The organism is Clostridium sp. CS001, assembly GCF_020443565.1.
GTDB lineage: Bacteria > Bacillota > Clostridia > Clostridiales > Clostridiaceae > Clostridium_AD.
Genome location: NZ_JAIZZN010000001.1, coordinates 33893 through 57369, shown reverse-complemented (window position 1 = coordinate 57369; position 23477 = coordinate 33893). Strand labels below are relative to the sequence as shown.

Here is a 23477-nt window from a genome sequence, read left to right as displayed (position 1 = left end):
ATGGAGAAGTTAAAACAGATAAATATAAAAGAAATAAAACTAAAAGGATTTTTAAAGCAGTATGCTATTTATGCTGTACTGTTATTGCTTATAGCAGGTATAGCTATAAAGGATCCAAGATTCGTATCACCAGGCACTTTTAAAGATATATTAGTTCAAAGTTCAACAAGAATCATCATAGCACTTGGAGCTTGCTTTGCAATTTTAACAGCTGGAGCTGACCTTTCTGCAGGGCGTGTTGTAGGTTTTGCCGCAGTAATATCTGCTTCAATGCTTCAGGCTTCTACGTATACAGCTAAATTCTATCCAGGTCTAGGTCAAATACCAATGCTAATTCCTATTCTAGTAGGTATCTTAGCAGGTGCTTTAGTTGGTCTTTTGAATGGGTTCATAGTATCAAGGTTTGATGTACCACCATTTATAGCAACATTAGGTACAATGGTTATGGTATATGGAACAAATTCAATATATTTTAATCTTCCACCTAACAAATCACAGCCTATAGGTGGTCTAAGAAATGACTTTTCTAAATTAGGAACAGGATCTTTTTTAGGAATCCCAAATGTAATAATTATAGCAATTATAGTTATTATAATAATATATGTAGTTTTAAATAAAACAAAACTTGGGAAAGATGTTTATGCCATTGGTGGAAACAGAGAAGCTGCAACTGTATCAGGTATAAATGTACGAAGAACATTGTTAACCATATATGTAATTGCAGGTGTTCTTTACGGTATTGCAGGTGTTCTTGAAGCAGCAAGAACAGGTGGAGCAACAAATAACTATGGTGCTGGATACGAGCTAGACGCAATAGCCGCCTGTGTTGTTGGTGGTTGGTCAGTATCTGGAGGTGTTGGAACAGTACCAGGTATTGTAGTTGGTGTTCTTATATTTAGTGTAATAAATTATGGGTTAACCTTTATTGGAGTTGATCCAAATTATCAACAGATAATAAAAGGGGCAATTATTGTTTCAGCAGTTGCAGTGGATATAAGAAAGTATCTTCGTAAGAAATAAAACTAGATAAATACATTGAAGGTTGTTAATTAGATTAGATACTTGATTTTTCATGTATCTAATTTTTTTCTTATAGTTATTCTTTAGAATAACATCTTGAACAATTAATGAAAGCATTGAATTTCTACTGTAAAATTGGTAATCTATAAATATGCTAGGCTATATAAAATATTATATTGCGAAAGGGAGATTTTAATATGATTGGTAAGTTAAAAGATATGTTTAATGCAGTTTATAGTTATGACGCAGAGAGTGTTTTTTTTGCTCCTGGTAGAGTAAATTTAATAGGAGAGTATACAGATTATAATGGAGGTAATGTTTTTCCATGTGCATTAACTTTTGGTACATACGCACTAACTAAAAAGAGAAATGATAGGAAGATAAGGTTTTATTCTGAGAATTTTGCGCAGCTTGGAATAATTGAAGTAAATATAGATGACATGGAATATAAAAAAGAAAATGATTGGGCAAATTATCCTAAGGGAGTAATTTGGGCTTTTGAAACTATTGGTATGAAAATTGATAGCGGATTTGATATATTATTTTGTGGTAATATACCAAATGGAGCAGGCTTATCGTCTTCAGCATCCATCGAGGTGGTTATGGCCGTCGCTTTAAAGGATTTATACAATTTTGATATTAGTATGCTCGATATGGTTAAGCTTAGTCAAAAGGCTGAAAATAAATATATTGGTGTTAATTGTGGGATAATGGATCAATTTGCCATAGGAATGGGTAAAAAAGATTGTGCAGTACTTTTGGACACAAACACATTAAAATATCAATATTCAAATATCCAGCTTAGTGGGATATCCATAGTTATATCTAATACAAATAAGAAGAGAGAGCTCGCTGATTCTAAGTATAATGAACGAAGAACAGAATGTGAAACTGCTCTCAAGGATTTACAGAAATCACTTAATATAAATTTTCTCTGTGATTTAAATGAAGAAGAATTCGAAAAAAATAGACACCTTATAACAGATGAATTGTGTGCAAGACGTGCAAAGCATGCTGTATATGAGAATCAACGAACTAAAAAGGCTGTAGTAGCGCTTAAAGATAAAGATATAGAGTTATTTGGCAAGCTAATGAATGCGTCACATATTTCATTAAGAGATGATTATGAAGTTACTGGGATAGAATTAGATACTCTAGTTGGAATCTCTTGGAAGATGCCTGGAGTTATTGGGTCAAGAATGACTGGTGCAGGATTCGGGGGATGTACGGTAAGTTTAGTCAAAGATGAGTTTGTGAATAATTTTATTGAAGAAGTTGGAGAAGAATATATGAAGAAAATAGGATATGAGGCAACTTTTTATGTAGCTCAAATAGGTGACGGCGCGAGAAAACTTCAATAATATGGAGGTTTTTAATTTAAATACATGGGGGTGCTAACATGGCGGTAAATATTTCTATTGAGGTTCAAAAGCTACTTTATTATGCCTCTCAAAATCAATTAATAGAAGAAGAGGATATAATCTTTTCAAAAAACAGGCTTTTAGAAGTTTTATCTTTAGATGAAATTGAAGATGTAAATATTGAAGAAAAAGATTATACATTACAACCTATTTTAGAAAATATAATGGACTGGGCTTATGAGCATGAGTTACTAGAAGGCAATGGAATAATTACAAGAGATTTATTTGACACAAAAATAATGGCTTGTCTAATTGGAAGACCATCGGAAATAATAAGTGAGTTCAAAAGACTTTATAAAGAAAGTCCCAGTAAAGCAACGAATTATTTTTATGGACTTAGTATTAATTCAAATTACATAAGATGGGATCGAGTACAAAAGGATTTAAAGTGGAAGTGCGAAACCATGTATGGCGATATTGATATTACTATTAATTTATCTAAGCCCGAAAAGGATCCAAAGGAAATTGCAATGGCAAAGGATATAAAGGCAAGTTCATATCCGCTTTGTCTGCTTTGCAAAGAAAATGAAGGTTATGCAGGTAGGTTAAATCATCCAGCTAGAGGAAATCACAGAATTATTCCTATTAGACTTGATAAAGAGAAATGGTTTTTGCAATATTCACCGTATATTTACTACAATGAACATTGTATAGTATTTAAGGGCGAACATGAACCAATGAAAATATCCAAGGAAACATTTAAGAGATTACTAGATTTTGTGCAGCAATATCCACATTATATCATAGGATCTAATGCAGACCTTCCCATAGTTGGAGGTTCCATATTAAGTCATGACCATTTCCAAGGTGGAAACTACGAATTCGCCATGGCAAAGGCACCGATAGAGACTGAGTTTAAGGTTGAAGGTTTTGAGGGAGCAACCATTGGTAGAGTCAAATGGCCTATGAGTGTTATTAGAATAAAAGGGCATGAAAAAGAAATATTGGTTGATTTAGCGTATTACATTTTAAATAATTGGAAAGGTTATTCTGATGAAAGTGTTGATGTAATTGCATTTACTAATGAAATTCCTCATAACACAATAACACCAATTGCCAGAAGGCGAGGGGATGCATATGAGTTAGATTTAGTTCTGAGAAATAATAGAACATCTGACAAGTATCCAGACGGTATTTTTCACCCTCACCAAGAATTGCATCATATAAAGAAAGAAAATATTGGGCTTATCGAGGTTATGGGACTTGCTGTTTTACCATCAAGACTTAAAACGGAGATAAAAGAACTTAATTATTATTTATTAAATAAAAATAAAATTGATGAAATGGATAATTCTAAGGAGCTTATGAAACACAAAAAATGGGCACTTCAATTAATTTATAAATATTCAGATATAATGCAAGAAAATGTAGATGAAATAATAAAAAAAGAAATAGGTATTAAATTTACAGAGGTTTTGGAACACTCTGGTGTATTTAAAACTGATGTAAAAGGGATAGAAGCTTTTAATAAATTTATAAAAAGTAATAAAACTTATTAATAAAGGTAGTTGAAGTGATTTTATTATTAAATCACTTTAACTACCTTCTTTTATATTAGTGATCGCATTCATGCTCATGACAAGCGTCGCCAGAGTCAACAAGTGAACCTTCAAGCCATTTAGTAGCAACAGTGCTAACATCTCCAGAGCATCCACGTAATACTTCTATTCCAGAGTTGTTTAATACTCTTACTGCTCCGTCGCCCATATTACCTGCAAGCATTACTTTAACACCTTTTTCTGCAAGTATTTGTGCAATATTTGATTTGCAACCACATCCAGACGGAGATGGAATGTTTTCAGTATCAATTATTTGTTTTGTAGTCCTGTCAATTGTTAACACAGTAAAATATTCACAGTGCCCAAAATGGCTATCGATTTGATTTTCTCGTGTTGGTAATGCAATTTTCATATTATCTTCCTCCAATAAATTTAATTAAGTAAAAATTTGATATACATTATTGTCATAAGCCAATAACAATATATTACACCTATAAAAAACATATGTCAAGACCCCAGCTATTATCTCTTACTAAGTACATATTAATCTTGTTTATAAATATATAAATTAGTATAATATGAATATATTACAAAATTAAATGCTATGGATAATGGTTTATTTATTTTGTAATATAAGAAATGCAATTATTAAAAAAGAATATATGGAGGTATTTAGTATGGATTTAACATTTCAAACCTCAGAGGGCAAGTTTAACTATAGAGTTGGAGCAATCATAATAAACAAAGGCAATATATTAGTTGTTAAAAATCATGAGTCGACGTACTTTTATAGTGTTGGTGGAAGAGTACATTTTAATGAAACTTGTGAAGAGGCAGTGAAAAGAGAAGTTAAAGAAGAACTTGGTATTGACATGGAAATTGATAGAGCAGTTTTTTTTCATGAACAATTCTTTAATGAAAAAGACAGCAAAGAACATTTTCATGAGATTTCAATTTACTACTTGATGAAGGTAACACCAAAGATTAAAGATATTATATGTAGTTCCTTGACTGAAAATGGGATTGAGGAAGAACTTATTTGGTTACCAATAGATAGCCTTGAAAATCATGTGGTTTTCCCAAGGTTTTTTGCTACTGAACTTTCAAATTTACCAACAAGCATGAAAAATATAGTTGATATACAAAATCGATAAATTTAAAAGGGAATGTTGAAGGGGGCAGTTTTAATGCGAGGACCTATTAAAGGTAATATGCAGAATTTATCTATAGCGGGGTATGAGTGTAAATTGTATCTACCACCGAAATACTACATAAATGATGTCAACTATCCTGTTGCATATATAAACGGTGAAGGTAGTATACAGGAGATAATGGAGGAGGTTGAATGTCATTTTGGAATAGATTGTAGTGAATTCATTGTCATAGGTGTTATATCGCAAGACTGGAATGAGGATTTTACTCCATGGGCTGCACCCCCTTTATCAAAAAAGAGTGAGCCTTTTAAAGGCGGTGCCTCAAGCTACATTAACTCTCTTGTTGATACAATTAAACCATTTATAGATGTCCATTATAAAACAAAACCTGATCCTTCAAATACTGCACTTATTGGGCATTCTTTGGGGGGACTTACTGCATTGTATTCTCTTTATACAATTAGTGCATTTGGTATGATAGGTAGCATATCTGGTTCTTTGTGGTATGATGGATGGATAGAATTCATGGATTCACACAGGATATCAAATGAATTTAGTAGGGTGTATTTGTCTCTTGGAAAAGGGGAGGAACATAGCCGAAATCTGCGTATGGCTAAGGTAGGTAATTGTACACGTGAAGCTTCTATTATACTAAAAGATCAGCTTGAGTCCAAAGAAAATGTCATATTGGAATGGAATGAAGGTGGACATTTTTCAGAGCTACCTAATAGGTTAAAGAGGGCATTGCTGTGGCTTATGTCATAGATTTATTTTTGCAATAATTAAGTGCTATATATTAGCTTAAGTTCCATAACCTTGCAAACATTAACATTTTATTATATAATTGAATAAATGAAAAAAAATGTAATGGTATATTGGAATGATAGGGGGATAAAATGAAAAAGGGGTTGAAAATATTTCTAGGGGCTATTTTCCTTGCTGCCATGGTGTTAGTATACAATACTTACTATAGTTATACTACTCAGCCACCTTCAGAAAAGTGGAGTAAGGAAGTAAAAGTATCCAGTGGAGCTGTAAAGTCTAATGTAAAGGTTTTAAAGTTTAATGCTAATTACATAATAGCTCATGATGATGGTACTGCTATAAAGGTTATAGAAACTGACCTAATAGGAAATGTATTAAAAGAGAATAAGATTGAGACAGGAAAATTTATGAATTATATTACATTATTTACTGACGGAAAAAACTTATTCGTTTCTTATGTAGAACCAAATCAGGATAGTGGAAGTTTGTATACGATCACACTTAATGGAGACTTGAAAGAAGTAAAATCTGAGGAAACTAAGGATGTACAAAGTGTACAACTAATTGATGATGAAATGTTACTTCTAGTGTACAGTAATAAAATGGAGATTATTAATCCTAAAACAGGTGTTAAGATAGTTGAAAATACTTCTACTAAAATAGTTGCAGGAAGTAAAAGTTCAGATGGAACATACCTTATTTCTTACCGAGTAGATGAAGAGTTTTTAGCCATTAAAGTTAAAAATGATAAAATTGTAGAAAGATATACTTTAGGTGAGTTAATTTTAATAAGTGGAACAGCAATCAAAGCGATTAGTACTAGCAGTGATGAAACGCATATTTATTTATTAATTGAAATGCTTGATAAAGGTATTTATGGAAATATGCAAATATTGAGTTATGATAAAAGTAATAAAAATGGCACTATTAAACGATTATTTATAGATAATGAAAGCTATCTCTTTGATTCTGTATCTGTGGAAAATAGAGACGGTAGTGCTGAGTTTCTTATAGATGTTAATAATAACTTTTTAGATGTTAAATTTAAAAACAATGAAATAATCCAGGTTCAAAAAGTAACTAGAATGGTAAACTATGCCTTTAATATTGGAGTAAATGATAATGCAATAGTATTTATAAATGGTGGAGAGTTAAATGATGTGTACTTAGCATCTACTGATGGAAAATTTAAACAAGCTAATAATGGTAATAGGGAAGAGGAATCTAAATATGCATTTAGCACTTCAATTAGTCATATTATTAACGATATAATAATGACCCCTTTATATGCATCATTTCCTTTAATTATATCATCTATTCCAATGATAATAACATTATTTATATTTTATGATAGTGGGCATAGAAACAAGAGAAGAGTAGTACTAATGTTTTCTTATATTATGCTGATACTATTAAAAGTATGGAAGGTTTATGAAAAGTGTTTTCAAAAGTATCCAGACATTTTGCCAAAACTAATTAATAATCCAGTTATAATTACATTAATTATGGTTCTGATATCTTCTATATGTATGTATTTAGCATATGAAAAATTTGAAAAGAATGAACATAGCATTGATTTATGGACTTTTATAAAGTATGGATCAATAGATATTTTTATAAGTACAATGTTTTATTTACCATACATAGTATAAAATAAGACATAATTTTGGATTAAGGATAGTTTTAAAAAAATCAGTTGAAATATATTTAAATATATTTCAGCTGATTTTTTGTCATTAATGTTATATAATTAAAAATAAGAATAATTTATATAAAGAAAGAGAATGGAGTGATGGTTTTGAAAACAATTTGTAAATTTATAGGCAAGGTTCTTTTAAACATGGCCGCATTTATTACATTTTCGGCACCTGCATCTGTTAGCAGTGTAGGAATTGAAGAAATTCCTGAATCCATGAGAAAGAAAAGGTAGAAAATCTGCCTCTATTAATTTAAATAGGGGCAGATTTTTTTACCTACACATAAGAGGGGGAACTACCAATGCTATTAATTGCCTGTGACGTACTTAATACATTTTTTCAAACGTTTTTATTTGTATGGGCTAGCAATAATGTAACAAGAAGTGACAATAAACTTTCTAAATTTAAATTTTGTGCTTTGATGTTAATTATTTTTGTAGGCATTAATACATTTACCTATAGTGGAATCCTTAGTTCTTATTCAAATTTCGCTATGGTTATATTTATTTTGTTATCTATTATATTATTTTTTAGAAAATCAATTTTAGATGCCTTTATAGGATTTGGTTTATCATACTCAATAATAGTCATTTTATCTTATTTTTTAATTACTTTTTATCAAAGTGTTCTAATAAAGTTAAACTTAAAAATCACAGCTGAATTTCAAACATTTTTATTTATCTTTGTTCCCATTTGGTGTTCATACATTTTTGTTTATAAATTTAGAAAGCATATTTTTGATGCTACCATAGCATTAAAGGGCTTTAAACAATCTATAGTTTTTGTTGTAATAATAGATTATGCATTAATATTTATGGATTCTTTACGTATAGATTGGACAACACAAAGTATGGGTGTACCCTTTAAGTCTATTCTTTATTTCGTAACATTCTTAGTTTTTGTGTTTACTGTAATATATTTTGGGAAAGTAAACGATAAGTCAAAAGAAGTAGATATGTTAAATATAGCCTTAAGTAATAAAATTACTGAACTTAAAAAGATAAAACATGATTATGGTAGTGAAATAAGTAGCATTTATGGGCTCTATCAGATTGGGCAAACAGAAAAGCTCGGGGAATTATTAAAAGGTATTGTTGATAGATACCAGGTTTTTGTTTCCGCGGTAGATGTAAGAATTCAAGCATCACCTATAATTGAATCAGTACTAAACTATGCTGTTGCGGCAGGTATTGACGTAATAGCCCTTGATGACTGCGACTACAATAAACCATTAGCTATTACAAACAATGATTTATTAAGGATTTTAACTAATATTGTAAGAAATTCTGTTGATGCCCTGGTAAACAAAGTGAATCCAACCATTAAATTTAGTAGTTACAATGTTTATGATGGAATTATTATAAATATAATTAATAATGGGCCAGAGGTTCCAAAAGAAATTAAGGACAAAATTTTTGAGCCTAGCTTCAGTACAAAAGAAAACGAAGAAGGTGACCGTGGTTATGGTCTTAGTATTGTAAAAGACATAGTAATCAAGTGTGGTGGAAAAGTTTCAGTTCAAAGTAACAGCCAAAGAACTCAATTTAGAATTGAGATTCCATACAAAACAGATTAGAGAAGAGGAATCAAAAGCAATATTTATGAGGGGAGGAAGTTGTTTTTGAGGAAATCACTTAAAATATTTGCAAATTATATTTCTAGAATGAATCAATATACTAAAGATGAAGAAGAACAGATAGAATATGTTTTAAGGATAATTGTTTTTGAAACCCTAAAGATTATTGGTGTAATAGCTACATTTAGCTTAATAGGTTACTCGATTCAAGCATTTGTTGCAATTCTAGCTATGATTATAAGCAAACCATTTATTGGTGGGTTACATGAAGATAGTCAGGTAAAGTGTTTTATTGCCACTTTGATAATTATTGGAAGTGTAATATACTTAAGCGTGAATATAAGAGTTGACTTAATATCTAAACTAATTTTAAATGCAGTAGTGATTTACTGCACTTGGCATCAAGCACCAATAATTAACCCAAAGATGCAACTAACCAAACCCGAACTTATTAAAAGAAATCAAACTTTAGGGATTTCTATAGTTATAATATTAGGTATAATTTCAGTAATATTACATGAGTATACACCTATGTCTAACACTATATTGTGGACAATGGTTTTTCAGGCGTTACTGATGTTTAATAAAAAAACCATTAAGGTAAATATATAAAAATCAAAAACATAGGAATTGATATATTTTAAGTTGGTCGCAGATAGTTCTAAGTTTTTAGAACTATCTGGGTGATTTTTAATGTTGTAGGGAGTCTAGTAAAGATAAAATAACTGAAGGATGAGCTAAAATATTAGATTTTTTTATCAAGGATAATTCAAGTTTCCTTTATTAACATGTTAAATTTTAACCATTGAAAATATTAAGAATTATATAGGAAATAGTAGGAACTGTTATTTTAATTTTTGAAATTATGAAGTTATTTTACCGGAATCTTCTAAAGAAAATAGTTCTTCTGGATATGGATTAAAATAGGTTTGCTCTAAAAGGTAAGGGATATCAAACCTAACAATATATGATTTTATAAGAACTATAGGAGTATTTAATGTAAGTTTTCCAATCTTATACTTTTCCAAAGAATCAAGAATTAATTCTGTTTCTTTCTTTGTTATATTTTTTGAAAAGTATCCCATGGCATGCATTAAAACATTTATATTGTTTGTATATCTAGGAATCTTTTCAAAGCATAATTTTAAGTATTGCTCATACTCCTTAAAAATATGTTGAATTTCTTTACCTTCACTATTGGATACAATTTTACCTAATATTTTTAGATATTTCTGACTATTTGCCATAAGTAAAAGTTTATTTCTACTTTGAAACTTTACAAGTTCACCTAGGGAATTTGATTCTTTAACTTTTCTAAAATCTGCACTCATGAAGATTTTAGTTAGAAAATGATCACGAATTCTATAATTGTATAATCTGCCCTCATCTTCAAGTGCCGTATACGGAAATAATTCTAAGGCCTTACCTCCAAAAAAACCAGCACCTTTTGTGCTACCTGTTACCTTAGCTGTTCCATGATATACCTTCACATTCTTATATCCACAGGATGGTGAATTTTTTTTAAAAATAAAACCATCAATATCTTGTAAATTTTTCAAGTAAGAATCGCTAAAATCATTCATATCTTTCGTAAACTCTTTTTCAGTCTTTGGCTGATATAATTTTAATTCATTTGATTCACATACCACTCTAATTGGACTTCTCGGAACACCTAGTCCTATGGACATTTCTGGGCATACGTTAATACTATTAACAAAAGGCTTTAGATTTTCAACAAATAAATCATTAATTATTTCTCCATTATACCTGCAACTATCAAAACCTAAACATTTACTAAAAAATATATTCGGTTTTGTGAATTTAAACATATAAGCACCCCTTTCAATTATATTACTTAGTTTTAATAATTATTATCTTTAAATAATAAATGTATACCAAAATATTATCATATTTAGCTTGTTTAATATATATATTTTAAAACCTATGTAAATTAGATAAAATAGAAAATTTATGATATTATACATAGAGTGAATTATAACTTTAATATAAGAAATTTATTAAGATAGCGGAGGTATTAAAGTGCTAAATAAAAAAATTAAAGAGAATTTATTGAGGGAAGGAATTCATGAGGATTCTATAAGAGCACTGGATGAAAGAGGAAAATGTCTATTTGATATAAACAGTACAAGAGATGTATGCTTTGAACTCATTGATGTGGGTGTTAAATTTAGTTGTGAACAAAGCATTTTAGATAATGGCTTATATTTAATAAAAATCATTGATTAGAGCAGAAGAACTTTAATAGTAATTAATCCTTGTTAATATCTACACCTTCAACTTTCAATAGTAATTTTTGTGTAGGCGTTTGGTTACCTGCAAAACCTACTAATCTTCCACTTTTACCAATAACCCTATGACAAGGGATAATAATAGGTAATTGATTAAATTTATTAGCTTGCCCTACTGCTCTTACAGCTTTAGGGTTTCCTATGAATTCTGCGATTTGCAAATAACTACGTATCTCACCATATGGTATATTTTGCAGGGCACTCCATACTTTTTTTCTAAACTCTGTACCTTCTATTGATAGGGGTACATCAAAGTTCTTTCTTTTTCCTTTAAAATATTCATCCAATTGACTAATAACTTCTTTGCATATCTCTTTATCCTTTGGTATAGGATCATGTTTATTCGTATATTTTACCCATTCTTCTTCAAAAAGTTCTATTTTTTTAACACCAAATTCATTTACAACTATGTGGATAATGCCAATAGGTGAATCATAAATATCATAACCAATTTTCATAAAAGCCTCCTCAGTATAGGTTTTTAAATTAAAGAATTATAGCAAGTTTTATATTTGTTATAAATGTACTATACATGCTTAAAGTTGTCAATTTTAGCTACACTATTTAACAATTTCTCATGGAATTCTCAAAATTAATCTATAGACACACATTACCCTCTTGTATCTTTATATGAAAACAGTATACAATTAAGATATATTATTTTAAAAATAGGAGGGATACATATGCAAGGAGAAATGTTTTGTTTTCAATGTGAGCAAACTGCAGGCGGTAAAGGATGCACCAAAATAGGTGTATGTGGAAAAACACCAGAAATTGCAGCAATGCAGGATTTATTAATCTATCAGTTAAAGGGAATAAGTTGTTATGTTACTAAACTTTTAGAAAAAGGTGAAAAAATTGATAAGTCATGGGTTTCATTTGTTGAAAATTCATTGTTTATGACATTAACTAATGTAAACTTTGACCCAGAAGCTCATATGAATGCACTTAAAAAATCTCAAGATATTAAAGAAGAAGCCAGAAAAATGGTTGGTGAAGAAGTACAAAGACAAGAAGCTCTATATAATCTAAGTAATTCTAAAGAACAAATACTTATAGATGCTAAAAAAGCAGGAGTTATGTATGATGAAAATTTAGATGCTGATATTCGCTCCGTTCGCGAGACTATAAAATACGGATTAAAAGGTATTGCAGCATATGCACACCAAGCTAGATTTATTAAATATAACAGTGATGAAGTAGATGAGTTTTATTTTGTTGCTCTAGCTGCGTTAACAGATAATAGTTTAACGCTTCAAGACCTTATTGCAGTATTAATGAAAACTGGAGAGATGAGTGTTAAGGTTATGGAAGTATTAGATACAGCTAATACAGAAAAATATAGCTCACCTTCACCTCAAAAGGTAAATGTAAATGTTAAAAAGGGTCCTTTCATAGTAATATCAGGTCATGATTTAAGAGACCTTGAAATGTTATTAGAACAAACAGAGGGTAAGGGTATAAATATATATACTCATGGTGAAATGTTACCTTCTCATGGATATCCTGAGCTTAATAAATATGCTCATTTAGTAGGAAACTTTGGAGGAGCATGGCAAAATCAACAAAAGGAATTTGATGGTATCCCAGGTTGTATTTTAATGACAACAAATTGCTTAATGAAACCTAAAGATTCTTATAAAGATAGAATCTTCTCTACAAGTGTTGTTGGATGGGATGGAATAAAGCATATACAAAATGATGAGAATGGTCATAAAGATTTCTCAGAGATAATAAGTAAAGCACTAGAACTTGGTGGTTTCGAAAAAGATGAAGAAGTTAAAGAAATTCTAGTAGGGTTTGGTCATAAAGCAACTTTAAGCCATGCAGAAACTATAGTAAACGCAGTTAAAGAAGGGAAAATCAAACACTTCTTCTTAATAGGCGGATGTGATGGAGCAAAGGCAGGAAGAAATTACTATACTGAATTTGCTATGCAAGTTCCTAAAGATTGTATTATTCTTACTTTGGCCTGTGGAAAGTATCGTTTTAACAAATTAGAATTTGGTGAGGTTGCAGGACTTCCAAGATTACTAGATGTAGGTCAATGTAACGATGCATATTCTGCTGTTAGAATTGCTTTAGCACTAGCTGATGCATTTAAATGTGGAATAAACGATTTACCTCTAGCAATGGTTATAACTTGGTATGAGCAAAAGGCTGTTGCTGATTTATTGGCATTATTATTCCTTGGAGTAAAAGGAATTTATTTAGGACCAACATTACCAGCTTTCTTAAGCCCGAATGTGTTACAATTCTTAGTTGATAATTTTGACATAAAGCCTATAAGCACACCGGAAGCTGATTTAAAACAAATACTTGGATAAAATTTAACATTAGAGCAGTTTCTAAAAGTACATAGGTACTTTTAGAAACTGCTCTTTTAAATTAAATCATCATCTGCAATACTGCAATATTAACAACTTTGGGAGAAGATTTAAAGCTTCCAAAATGTTGTTAAATAATTCTTTTATATTTGGACAAAGTATGATAAAATGAGAACAAACGTTTGGCGGTGATGAAAATGGATGTAATGAAAAAACTTGAAATATTATCAGATGCAGCAAAGTATGATGCCTCATGTTCTTCTAGTGGCTCTAGCAGAAAAAATACAAAGGGCGGTATAGGGAATGCAGAAGCTGCAGGTATTTGTCATTCCTGGGCACAAGATGGTAGGTGCATTTCTCTACTTAAGATTTTATATACTAATAGATGCATATACGACTGTAAATATTGCATAAATAGATCTAGTAATGAAGTAGAAAGAACAAGCTTTACACCTAAAGAAGTAGTGGATTTAACAATTAATTTTTATAGAAGAAACTATATTGAAGGATTATTTCTAAGTTCAGGGGTTGAAAGAAACCCGGACTACACCATGGAAAACTTAGTTAGAATATTGAAAGATTTGAGAGTGATACACAAATTTAATGGATATATTCATGTAAAAGCTATTCCTGGTGCTGATCCAAAACTCATATATGAAGCTGGATTGTATGCAGATAGAATGAGTGTAAATATTGAGCTTCCCTCAGAGAAAAGTTTAAAGCTTTTGGCACCTCAAAAAAGTAAAGCGGATATATTAAGACCTATGGGATTTATTAAGCAAAGTATAATAGAGTCTGATGATTATAAGAAAAAAGGATTTAAAACACCAAAGTTTACCCCAGGAGGACAAAGCACTCAAATAATGGTAGGAGCAACTGAGGAAAGTGATTTAAGAGTAATTAGTCTTACAGAAGGATTATATGATACCTTTGGCCTTAAAAGGGTGTATTATTCTGCTTATGTTCCAGTAGTGGAGCACTCAAATTTGCCAGCAATACAAACTACTCCGCCGCTTTTAAAGGAACATAGAATGTATCAAGCTGATTGGCTTTTAAGATTTTATGGTTTTAAAGCAAAAGAATTATTAGATGACCTAAATCCTAACTTTGATATAGATTTAGATCCAAAGGCCTTTTGGGCGTTAAACAATTTAGATAAGTTTCCAGTAGAGATAAATAACGTACCATATGAAACTTTACTTAGAATTCCGGGAATAGGAGTAACCTCGGCTTTGAGAATTATAAGAGCAAGAAGACTTTGTAATCTTTCATATGAAAATTTAAAGAAACTTGGTATAGTCCTTAAAAGAGCTAGATTTTTTATAACCTGTAGTGGTAAGTTTTATGGAGATAAGGATATGGAGAAAATAAGACTTAAAAATTATTTATTAGACTACGAAAGTTTTGATAAGTCTGAGCAATTAAGCCTTTTTAGTCAAAGGAGTGATTTGTTTGCTAAGATACATCTATGATGGCAGTTTTGATGGTTTTTTATATGTTATATATCTTTGTTATTATGATAAAGTACCTGAGAGTATAGAAAAGGATAGTACCTATAACTTTAATATCCTATTTGAGGACAAGGTTATAAAAACAGATATGGTGAAATCAAAGAAAGTTTACGATGCTATTGTTGAAAAAATTTCAGAAGATACATTAATTAATGTGTATCAAGGGTTTTTATCTGAGTCACCTGAAATAGAATTAAAGTTACTTAAATATGTACAGATGGGATTTAAGCTAGGGAGCAAAATTAATGATCTACTTTCAGATGAAACGGTAAGAGAAGTCCAAAAATACTCTTCAAAAGTAGCATTTGAAACACATAGGTTTTTAGGATTAGTTAGATTTCAAGAGTTTAAGGGGATATTATATGCAGCAATTGAGCCTAGCTATAATATTCTAGAATTATTAGGAAATCATTTTAAAGAAAGACTTACAAATGAAAAGTGGATAATCCATGATGTTAAAAGGAAAATTGGTATAGTATATGAAAATAATCAATGGATGCTTCGTGAATTGAAATTTGATAAATTAGAAAGCACAGATAAAGAAGAACTTTTTTATCAAAATCTATGGAAAGCCTTTCACAAGAGCATTGCTATAAAAGAAAGAACTAATGAAAGACTTCAAATGCAGCATATGCCTAAGAAGTATTGGAATAATTTAATTGAGATGAAATAGTTGCGTTAACACAACTATTTTAAATTTCAGTATTTCTTTTTAAAAGTGTTAAGAAACATGTTATAATATATTTAAAGACTTTGACTGAAAAATTGTTAATTAAAGGAAGGTAAGATGATTATGAAAAAAGGAATAGAATATGTTGAGATTGAAACACCTGCTATAAGCATAGAAAAAAAACAAAACATGATGAAAGAAATTTTTAAAGTATTAGAAGAATTAAAGGCTATAAGTAAAGATACATCTAAAACCAGTAAAGAAATTTGCATTAAGCTACCTAAGGTGCCTACTATTAAAGATTTAGATAATGTGAAAAAAACTAAAAAGAGTCAATTGAATACACCTTCATTTGTAGGTTCTCTTGCAGGAGTCATGTCCAAGTTTGGAATACTTGGAAAACTGTACAGTGCAGAAAAAAAAGAATCTAAATGGTACATAACAGGAAATATAAAAATGCTTAATGATATAAAGCCTAAGGATATGTAATATTTGTTTTTTTATGCATAAAGATACATAATGATTATAAAAAACTAAGTCTTAATAGTTAAGACTTAGTTTTTTTGTAAGAATTCTATTAAATATTGAAAAATCACTTGCAAATATGTCGTTAATTCTATACTATATGTATTGTAAGATACACTATATATTAAATGTGATATACAAAAAGCTATAAAACTGGTAAAAAGAAACACGAAATAACAAGATTATTTATCTTGTAGTGAAAATATTTATTAAATCTCAAACAATCAAATAATATGCAGGATGGTGAATTTTTATGAAAGTACTAGTTATTAACTGTGGTAGTTCTTCTTTAAAATATCAACTTATAGATATGAAAGACGAAAATTGTTTAGCACAAGGATTGATTGAAAGGATTGGTAGTGAAGGGTCTGTTTTAACTCAAAAGGTTGAAGGTAGAAGTAAGTATGTAGTAAAACAAAACATGCAAGACCATACAGATGCAATTAAATTAGTTCTTGAAACATTAATAGATGAAACTAATGGAGTAATCAAAGGTGTGAATGAAATATCAGCTGTAGGTCATAGGGTGGTTCATGGTGGTGAATGTTATTCTAAATCTGTACTTATTGATGAAAATGTAATGATAGCTTTAAAAGAGTGTTCAAAACTAGCACCACTACATAATCCACCAAATATAATTGGGATTAATGCTTGCAAGGCACTTATGCCAAATACTCCAATGATTGCAGTATTTGACACCGCTTTTCATCAGGACATGCCAGAGCATGCATATATATATCCATTACCATATGAACTATATGAAGAACATAAAGTAAGAAAGTACGGTTTCCACGGAACTTCTCATAAATACGTTTCTCAGGTAGCAGCAGACATGATGAACAAAGATATAAAAGATTTAAAAATTATTTCTTGTCATTTAGGAAATGGAGCAAGTATTGCTGCAATTAAAGGAGGTAAATCTATAGATACTAGTATGGGATTTACGCCACTTGCAGGTCTGGCTATGGGAACAAGAGCAGGGGATATAGATCCAGCAATTATTACTTTCTTGGAGCAAGAATTATCTATGTCTTCAAAAGAAGTATCAGATTTAGTAAATAAAAAATCTGGAGTTCTAGGAATCTCAGGGTTAAGCAGTGACTTTAGAGATATTTGGGATGCAGCAGAGAATAATAAAAGAGCTCAATTAGCATTAGATGTATTTCACTATAAAATTAAGACGTTTATCTGTAGCTATGCAGGTGCTTTAGGTGGAGTGGATTGTATAATATTCACTGCCGGAATTGGTGAAAACTCATCAAAGGCTAGAGAAGCTTGTTGCAAAGGCTTAGAGTTTTTAGGTGTTAAAATTGATAAAGAAAAGAATAATGTTGCTGGCGTAGCAGCAGAAATAAGCACGGCCGATTCAACTGTAAAAGTTTTTGTAATACCAACTAATGAAGAGTTAATGATTGCAAGAGATGCAAAAGAAATAGTTAACTCATAAGATATATTTTAAAAAACCTCCGCAATCATGAAAAATTGATGAGGTTTCTTTTTTATACTTAAACCCCCTAAGTTTTTATTTAAATATAATAAGTTTTTTATTTACTCAAATATTTAATTGAATTGTAAGTAATATAAGTATTTTTATGTTTTTATGTAAATAATAATTATATGAATGTAACTATGAACTAAATTAACAAAACATTAAATTAATGACCAAATTGCGTAGAGATAGGCATAGCCTAACTAATTGTGATAAAATTTTAACTAAGAACATTTGAAATGAATTAAATAAAATTACTAGTGATATAGTAATATACTTAATTTGTTTTAAGGAATTTTAATTTTTTTATTTAATATTTAATAACTATATTTTTTATAAAAAAGCCCATAAATAATAGTTCTCAAATTGAGGGGGATACAAAATGAGTGAAAAGAAAAGAATAGCTATACTCGGCGGAGGGTATGGTGGAGTATTAACAGCAAAAAAACTTGCTAAAAAGTTTAAAAAAGATGAAAATGTTGAAATTACTCTTATTGACAAAAATCCGTATCATACTTTACTCACTGAACTTCATGAAGTATCAGCAGGAAGAGTTTCAGAGGATTCAATTAAAATTGATTTGAAAAAAATATTTGCAAAAAGAAAAGTGGATGTAGTACTTGATGAAATTACTGACTTGGATTTTAAGAATAACGTATTAAAATCTGAAAGTAATACCTACAAGTATGATTATCTAATAATTGGATCTGGATGTAAGCCAACATACTTTGGAATAAAGGGCGCAGAGGAATTCTCTCAAAAGTTATGGTCTTATGAAGATGCTGTAGATTTAAAAGAACATATTCTTAATATGTTCAGAAAAGCAGTAAAAGAAACAAACAAAGCTAAAAGACAAAAGATGTTAACATTTGTAGTTGTTGGTGGCGGATTCACAGGTGTTGAAATGATAGGTGAGCTAGGCGAATGGAAAGAAAGATTATGTAAAGAATTTTACATAAGCGAAGATGAAGTAAAATTATATGTAGTAGATGCATTACCTAAAATATTACCCAACTTACCAGATAAGTTAATTAGAAAAGCTGAAAGAAGACTTAATAAATTAGGTGTTCAAATAATTACAAACTCAGGTATTACAGAAGTTACAAAAGAATCTGTTACCATGGGAGATAAAGGTACAATTAATACCAATACAGTAATTTGGGCAGCAGGTGTTGAAGGCTCAGATATTGTTGGTAAAATGGATTTAGAGCAAAAGGGCAGAAAAAGAATAGTAACAAATGATAAATTACAATCTTTAGAATATGAAAATGTTTATATTGTTGGTGATAATATTTTCTTTATTCCAGAAGGTGAGGAAAGACCTATTCCTCAGATGGTAGAAAATGCAGAACAGTCTGCACCTATAATAGCACATAATATTTATAGTTCTATAAAGGGTGGAGAAAAGAAATCATACAAACCTTCATTCCATGGTGTAATGGTATGTATAGGTGGGAAATATGGTGTAGCAAGTGTAGGCGCAGGAGATAAGTTTTTTGGTTTATCTGGATTTTTTGCATTATTTGTTAAACACTTTATAAACCTTGTATATTTCTTCCAAGTTGCTGGGTTTAATAAATGTTGGTCATACTTAATGCATGAAATTTTCCATGTTAAAGATAATAGAAGTCTTGTAGGTGGATATTTCTCTAAAGCATCTCCAAACTTCTGGCTAGTACCACTAAGAATGTTTGTAGGTTATAAATGGTTAGAAGAAGGCCTTACAAAATTACCAAAAATATTAGAGGATCCTACAAAAATTTTCTTAATACCTGCTAAAGTAGTTGATGGAGTAACAGCAGCAACAGCTGCAGCGGAAGGCGCTGCAGAAACAGCAGCTAACTGGGTAGCACCATTACCAGTACCAGATTTTATAGAGAAGATTATGAAATGGTCTATGGATACTTTCTTCTACACTGGAGATGGTGGATTTACAACCTTAGCTACAATTTTCCAAACAGGAATGGTAATTGCAGAGATACTAGTTGGTTTAATGCTTATAGTTGGATTGTTTAGTGCTTTAGCTTCAATTATGTCCATTGCTATGGGGACGATGATTTGGACTTCAGGAATGGCGCCTACTGAGATGTTATGGTATTTGGCTGCAGGAGTTGCTCTTATAGGTGGATCAGGAAGTACATTTGGATGTGACTACTATGTATTACCAATACTTAAAAAGTATTGGAAAAGAATAGGACTTGTTAAAAAATCTTATTTGTATATTGATTAATATAAGTATCGTTAATTATTAATTTAAAATTAAAATTTTTAAAAATCAAGTGTCCTTTTAAAAAATTAAAAGGACATTTGCTTTTATGATGGAATATTAATAATAAGTAATTATTGTTCATAAAATTAAAAGGTTTAAAAATAATTGGACATAGGTGATAAAATGAGTGAGTTTTGGAGGAATTACCCTGATATTGCAGAAGAACTACAAAGTGTACAGAAAATAATTAAGAAAAATGTAAAATCTAATGAAAAAGAGTTTGACGAAGCTATTTCCCCTTTAGTAGAATCAGGTGGAAAGATGTTAAGGCCTGCCTTCTTATTATTAGCATCGAAATTTGGAGAGTGTAACACAGATAAAATACATAACTTGGCGGCGTCTATTGAAATGATGCATATGGCAACATTGGTTCATGATGATATTGTAGATGAGGCTAAGCTTAGACGTGGGGTTGAAACGTTGCAACACAAATATAGCAAAGAATATGCAGTTTATATAGGTGATTTTATGCTTTGTCAGTGTTTTATAATGCTATCTGGATTTGATTATTGCACAGAAAACTTAAGGGATATTTCAAAGGCTATTTCTAAGATATGTATGGGAGAAATAATACAACATAATATTAGATACTCAAGAAATACAAATCTTAAAAAATATATAAAAATTATATCAGGTAAAACAGCAGCGTTATTTGCTATTAGCTTTTATGCTGGTGCAAAAGAATCTAACTGTAGTGAGAATACTTCAAAGTTACTAGGAAGAGTTGGGTACTATATTGGGATGGCTTTTCAAATTATAGATGATCTACTAGATTATAGTGGAGAAACAATTGAACTAGGTAAAAATGCTCAAAGTGACTTAATAAAAGGTTATTACACTTTGCCTTTAATATATGCCATGACAGAAGACAAAGAAAATAAAATTTCTTCTATTTTAGATAACTCTTCATTAAGCGCTGATAATGTACATGAAATAAGTAAATTAGTTATTGAATATAAAGGAATTGATAAAGCTCAAAATTTAGCAGATAAATATACGAAAAAAGCCTTTGATTACATAGAAAGATTACCTAACTGCGAAAGTAAAGAAATAATTAAAGATATAACACAAAAGTTACTAAAACGTAATTTTTGATTACTTAATACCCCAAGATTGCATTACTTCCTATAGTAATGCTTATTTTTGGGTTAGGAGGTCTAACAACGATAGTAATGATTCACTTTAAATGACTTAAAACCTGAAAAATGATATAATAAAATTAGGTTACACGACACTATATTATAATATGGATTTATACTCCGCATAAGTTCAAGAAATAATAAGGAGGGCGATTATTTGAAAAAGTTATTAGGGGTAACTTTAATAATTATTTTAGCTATAGAACTAATGGCTTGTGGCTCTAAAAATATAATTTATAATGCTGGAAGTTATGAAGGTAACGCCGAAGGGCATATTGGACCAATAAAGGTACAAATAGTAACAGATCAATATGAGATAAAAGAGATTAAAATATTAGAACAGCAAGAAACACCCGTTATTGCAGACATAGTTTATGAAAAAATCCCAGCAAGGATAATAAAAGCAAATAGCCCAAATGTTGAGGTTGTGGCAGGTGCTACATATACAAGCAATGGACTGATTCATGCTATTAGTGATGGACTTAGTAAGGCAAAGGTTGAAAAACAATAATTAAGTACGGGGTGGAGTAATATTGAAATTACAATATAGGTTAACGATATTTATAAGTATTATAATTTTTATCGTAATTGGTGGTATAGGAGCTGTTACATATTATCAAGTACAAGATTCTGTCGAAACTCAAATGGGGAATAATGCCATGGACTTAGCGGTAACCATTGCCTCTATTGATATAATTGAAGAAACCTTAGCAACTTCAAAAGAGTATAAAGCAGTTCATGATACAATAGAAAGTTTCAGAGAGAAAACTAGATTTCAATATATAATAGTTATGGATATGAAGGGAATAAAATATTCTTATCCTAATGGAAACTCCCTAGGTAAAAAATATGCAGATGGTGGAGAAGAACGTGTGCTTTTAAATGGAGAATCCTATGTAGCTAAGGATAAGAATGTTTTAATATCAGCAATAAGAGCCTTTGTGCCTGTATATTATAAAGGAGAACAAGTAGGTGCCGTTTTAGTGGGTCTTTTAACAGATACGGTATATGCCGAGCTTAGTACTCATATGTTTTATTTAAAGATAGCTCTAGTAGGTGCCCTTTTAGTGGGGATAGGAGGAGCAGCGCTTTTAGCAAATATGATAAAGAAAAGTATATTTGGGTTAGAACCAAAGGAAATCGCACTGCTACTTGGGCAAAGGGATTTAATTTTGGAGAATCTCAATAATGGAATTGTAGCTATAAATACGGATGGGAATATAATACTGTTTAATAAAATTGCTAAGGAAATCTTAAAACTTGAAGATGACGATATAGGCAAAAATCTCACTAATTTGAACTTCAGGTATACAGATAAAATGATGGAAGTACTAAAAACACATGAAGCGGTTTATAATCAAGAAATTAAAATGTGCAATGATAGAACTCTTATGTGTAGTCACATATTATTAAAAAATCATAAGGAAGAAATTATAGGAGTTGTGTCCAGTTTTCAGGACTTAACAGAGGTCAGGAATATGGCAGAGGAGCTAACAGGAATTAAAAAGATGACATGTGCGTTAAGAGCACAAAATCATGAGTTTATGAATAAGCTTCACACTATTTCAGGACTTATTCAATTGGAAGAATATGATGAAGCAGTTGAATATATTTCAAATATATCAAGGGTACGTCAAGAAGTCTCTGATATTCTAGTGAAAAGAATTAAGAATGTACATATAGCTGGGATATTGCTTGCAAAATATAATAAGGCTACAGAAGCTAAAATTTCTGTAGAAGTTGATGCTACTTCATATTTAGATAGAATTCCTGAAAACATAACAGTAGATGAAGTTTGTTCTATTATTGGAAACTTAATAGAAAACTCCATTGAGGAATTAGTAAAACTTGAAAATGGTAGGATATTTATAAGATTAAACTCTAGCAATGAAGCACTCAGAATAAGAATTCAGGATAATGGTCCTGGAATAAATGAGGATATAATAGATAAAATTTTTACACGTGGTTTTACAACTAAATCTGGAAATAGAGGTTTTGGCCTTAGTATTGTAAAACAAATAATTGACTATGCAGGTGGAGATATAAATATAGTGCAAGATAATGGAACTGCATGGGATATATTTATACCGATGAAAAGGGGTTAGA

22 protein-coding genes are annotated in these 23477 nt (G+C 30.4%); 19 read left to right on the top strand and 3 right to left on the bottom strand.

The features are described 5' to 3' along the window. From mglC to galT, 3 genes are all read left to right on the top strand, one after another. The gene (gene mglC, locus LGK97_RS00270; RefSeq protein ID WP_226257729.1) at positions 1–1020 is read left to right on the top strand and encodes a galactose/methyl galactoside ABC transporter permease MglC; all 1020 of its coding nucleotides are present in this window, start codon (positions 1–3) and stop codon (positions 1018–1020) included. Between the two features lie 197 nt (positions 1021–1217). Beyond that, on the top strand, positions 1218–2381 hold the full coding sequence (locus LGK97_RS00265; protein WP_226257728.1) for a galactokinase: 1164 nt from the start codon (positions 1218–1220) through the stop codon (positions 2379–2381). A gap of 38 nt (positions 2382–2419) precedes the next feature. Further along, entirely contained in the window at positions 2420–3940 is a 1521-nt protein-coding gene (galT, locus tag LGK97_RS00260) for a UDP-glucose--hexose-1-phosphate uridylyltransferase (RefSeq protein ID WP_226257727.1), read from the top strand. Between the two features lie 55 nt (positions 3941–3995). On the opposite strand, the gene LGK97_RS00255 is transcribed toward galT, so the two are convergent. Beyond that, positions 3996–4352, bottom strand: a complete 357-nt coding sequence (locus LGK97_RS00255) for a NifB/NifX family molybdenum-iron cluster-binding protein (protein ID WP_226257726.1) — start codon at positions 4350–4352, stop codon at positions 3996–3998. Between the two features lie 265 nt (positions 4353–4617). On the opposite strand from LGK97_RS00255, the gene LGK97_RS00250 reads away from it, so the two are divergent. The 6 genes from LGK97_RS00250 to LGK97_RS00230 all read left to right on the top strand — a co-directional run bounded on the left by LGK97_RS00250 (position 4618) and on the right by LGK97_RS00230 (position 9744). Continuing rightward, positions 4618–5094: an NUDIX hydrolase gene (locus tag LGK97_RS00250; RefSeq protein ID WP_226257725.1), complete on the top strand. Its 477-nt coding sequence runs from the start codon at positions 4618–4620 to the stop codon at positions 5092–5094. 33 nt (positions 5095–5127) lie between these two features. After that, on the top strand, positions 5128–5859 hold the full coding sequence (locus LGK97_RS00245) for an alpha/beta hydrolase (RefSeq protein WP_226257724.1): 732 nt from the start codon (positions 5128–5130) through the stop codon (positions 5857–5859). A 131-nt stretch (positions 5860–5990) separates the two neighbouring features. Then, positions 5991–7511 carry a hypothetical protein gene (locus LGK97_RS00240; protein WP_226257723.1) on the top strand — a complete coding sequence of 507 codons (1521 nt, stop codon included), beginning with the start codon at positions 5991–5993 and terminating at the stop codon, positions 7509–7511. Between the two features lie 146 nt (positions 7512–7657). Beyond that, entirely contained in the window at positions 7658–7789 is a 132-nt protein-coding gene (locus LGK97_RS19725; protein WP_264174939.1) for a hypothetical protein, read from the top strand. 68 nt (positions 7790–7857) lie between these two features. Then, positions 7858–9132, top strand: coding sequence for a sensor histidine kinase (locus LGK97_RS00235; RefSeq protein ID WP_226257722.1), 1275 nt, complete (start codon positions 7858–7860; stop codon positions 9130–9132). A gap of 45 nt (positions 9133–9177) precedes the next feature. Further along, positions 9178–9744, top strand: a complete 567-nt coding sequence (locus tag LGK97_RS00230; RefSeq protein WP_226257721.1) for an accessory gene regulator B family protein — start codon at positions 9178–9180, stop codon at positions 9742–9744. Positions 9745–9995: 251 nt separating this feature from the next. Here the strand turns inward: LGK97_RS00230 and LGK97_RS00225 are convergent, their stop codons facing one another. Beyond that, on the bottom strand, positions 9996–10961 hold the full coding sequence (locus LGK97_RS00225; RefSeq protein ID WP_226257720.1) for a YbgA family protein: 966 nt from the start codon (positions 10959–10961) through the stop codon (positions 9996–9998). A 211-nt stretch (positions 10962–11172) separates the two neighbouring features. On the opposite strand from LGK97_RS00225, the gene LGK97_RS00220 reads away from it, so the two are divergent. Beyond that, positions 11173–11379 (top strand): hypothetical protein, encoded by a 207-nt coding sequence (locus tag LGK97_RS00220; protein WP_226257719.1) that lies wholly within the window; start codon positions 11173–11175, stop codon positions 11377–11379. 22 nt (positions 11380–11401) lie between these two features. Here LGK97_RS00220 and LGK97_RS00215 read toward each other — a convergent pair whose 3' ends face one another. After that, complete coding sequence (locus LGK97_RS00215) at positions 11402–11899, bottom strand: methylated-DNA--[protein]-cysteine S-methyltransferase (protein WP_226257718.1); 498 nt, start codon at positions 11897–11899, stop codon at positions 11402–11404. A gap of 225 nt (positions 11900–12124) precedes the next feature. On the opposite strand from LGK97_RS00215, the gene hcp reads away from it, so the two are divergent. From hcp to LGK97_RS00170, 9 genes are all read left to right on the top strand, one after another. Then, positions 12125–13768: a hydroxylamine reductase gene (gene hcp / locus LGK97_RS00210; protein ID WP_226257717.1), complete on the top strand. Its 1644-nt coding sequence runs from the start codon at positions 12125–12127 to the stop codon at positions 13766–13768. A gap of 197 nt (positions 13769–13965) precedes the next feature. Continuing rightward, the gene (locus LGK97_RS00205; protein WP_226257716.1) at positions 13966–15240 is read left to right on the top strand and encodes a putative DNA modification/repair radical SAM protein; all 1275 of its coding nucleotides are present in this window, start codon (positions 13966–13968) and stop codon (positions 15238–15240) included. Next, positions 15221–15952, top strand: a complete 732-nt coding sequence (locus LGK97_RS00200; RefSeq protein ID WP_226257715.1) for a TIGR03915 family putative DNA repair protein — start codon at positions 15221–15223, stop codon at positions 15950–15952. Before LGK97_RS00205 ends, LGK97_RS00200 begins: the two co-directional genes overlap by 20 nt. Before the next feature lie 120 nt (positions 15953–16072). Next, positions 16073–16438 carry a hypothetical protein gene (locus LGK97_RS00195; protein WP_226257714.1) on the top strand — a complete coding sequence of 122 codons (366 nt, stop codon included), beginning with the start codon at positions 16073–16075 and terminating at the stop codon, positions 16436–16438. Positions 16439–16727: 289 nt separating this feature from the next. Next, the gene (locus tag LGK97_RS00190) at positions 16728–17921 is read left to right on the top strand and encodes an acetate kinase (RefSeq protein ID WP_226257713.1); all 1194 of its coding nucleotides are present in this window, start codon (positions 16728–16730) and stop codon (positions 17919–17921) included. Positions 17922–18345: 424 nt separating this feature from the next. Beyond that, complete coding sequence (locus LGK97_RS00185; protein WP_226257712.1) at positions 18346–20193, top strand: NAD(P)/FAD-dependent oxidoreductase; 1848 nt, start codon at positions 18346–18348, stop codon at positions 20191–20193. A 162-nt stretch (positions 20194–20355) separates the two neighbouring features. Further along, complete coding sequence (locus LGK97_RS00180) at positions 20356–21327, top strand: polyprenyl synthetase family protein (protein WP_226257711.1); 972 nt, start codon at positions 20356–20358, stop codon at positions 21325–21327. A 201-nt stretch (positions 21328–21528) separates the two neighbouring features. Further along, the gene (locus tag LGK97_RS00175) at positions 21529–21882 is read left to right on the top strand and encodes an FMN-binding protein (RefSeq protein WP_226257710.1); all 354 of its coding nucleotides are present in this window, start codon (positions 21529–21531) and stop codon (positions 21880–21882) included. A gap of 22 nt (positions 21883–21904) precedes the next feature. After that, complete coding sequence (locus tag LGK97_RS00170) at positions 21905–23476, top strand: sensor histidine kinase (RefSeq protein ID WP_226257709.1); 1572 nt, start codon at positions 21905–21907, stop codon at positions 23474–23476. The last annotated feature ends 1 nt before the right edge of the window (position 23477 follow it).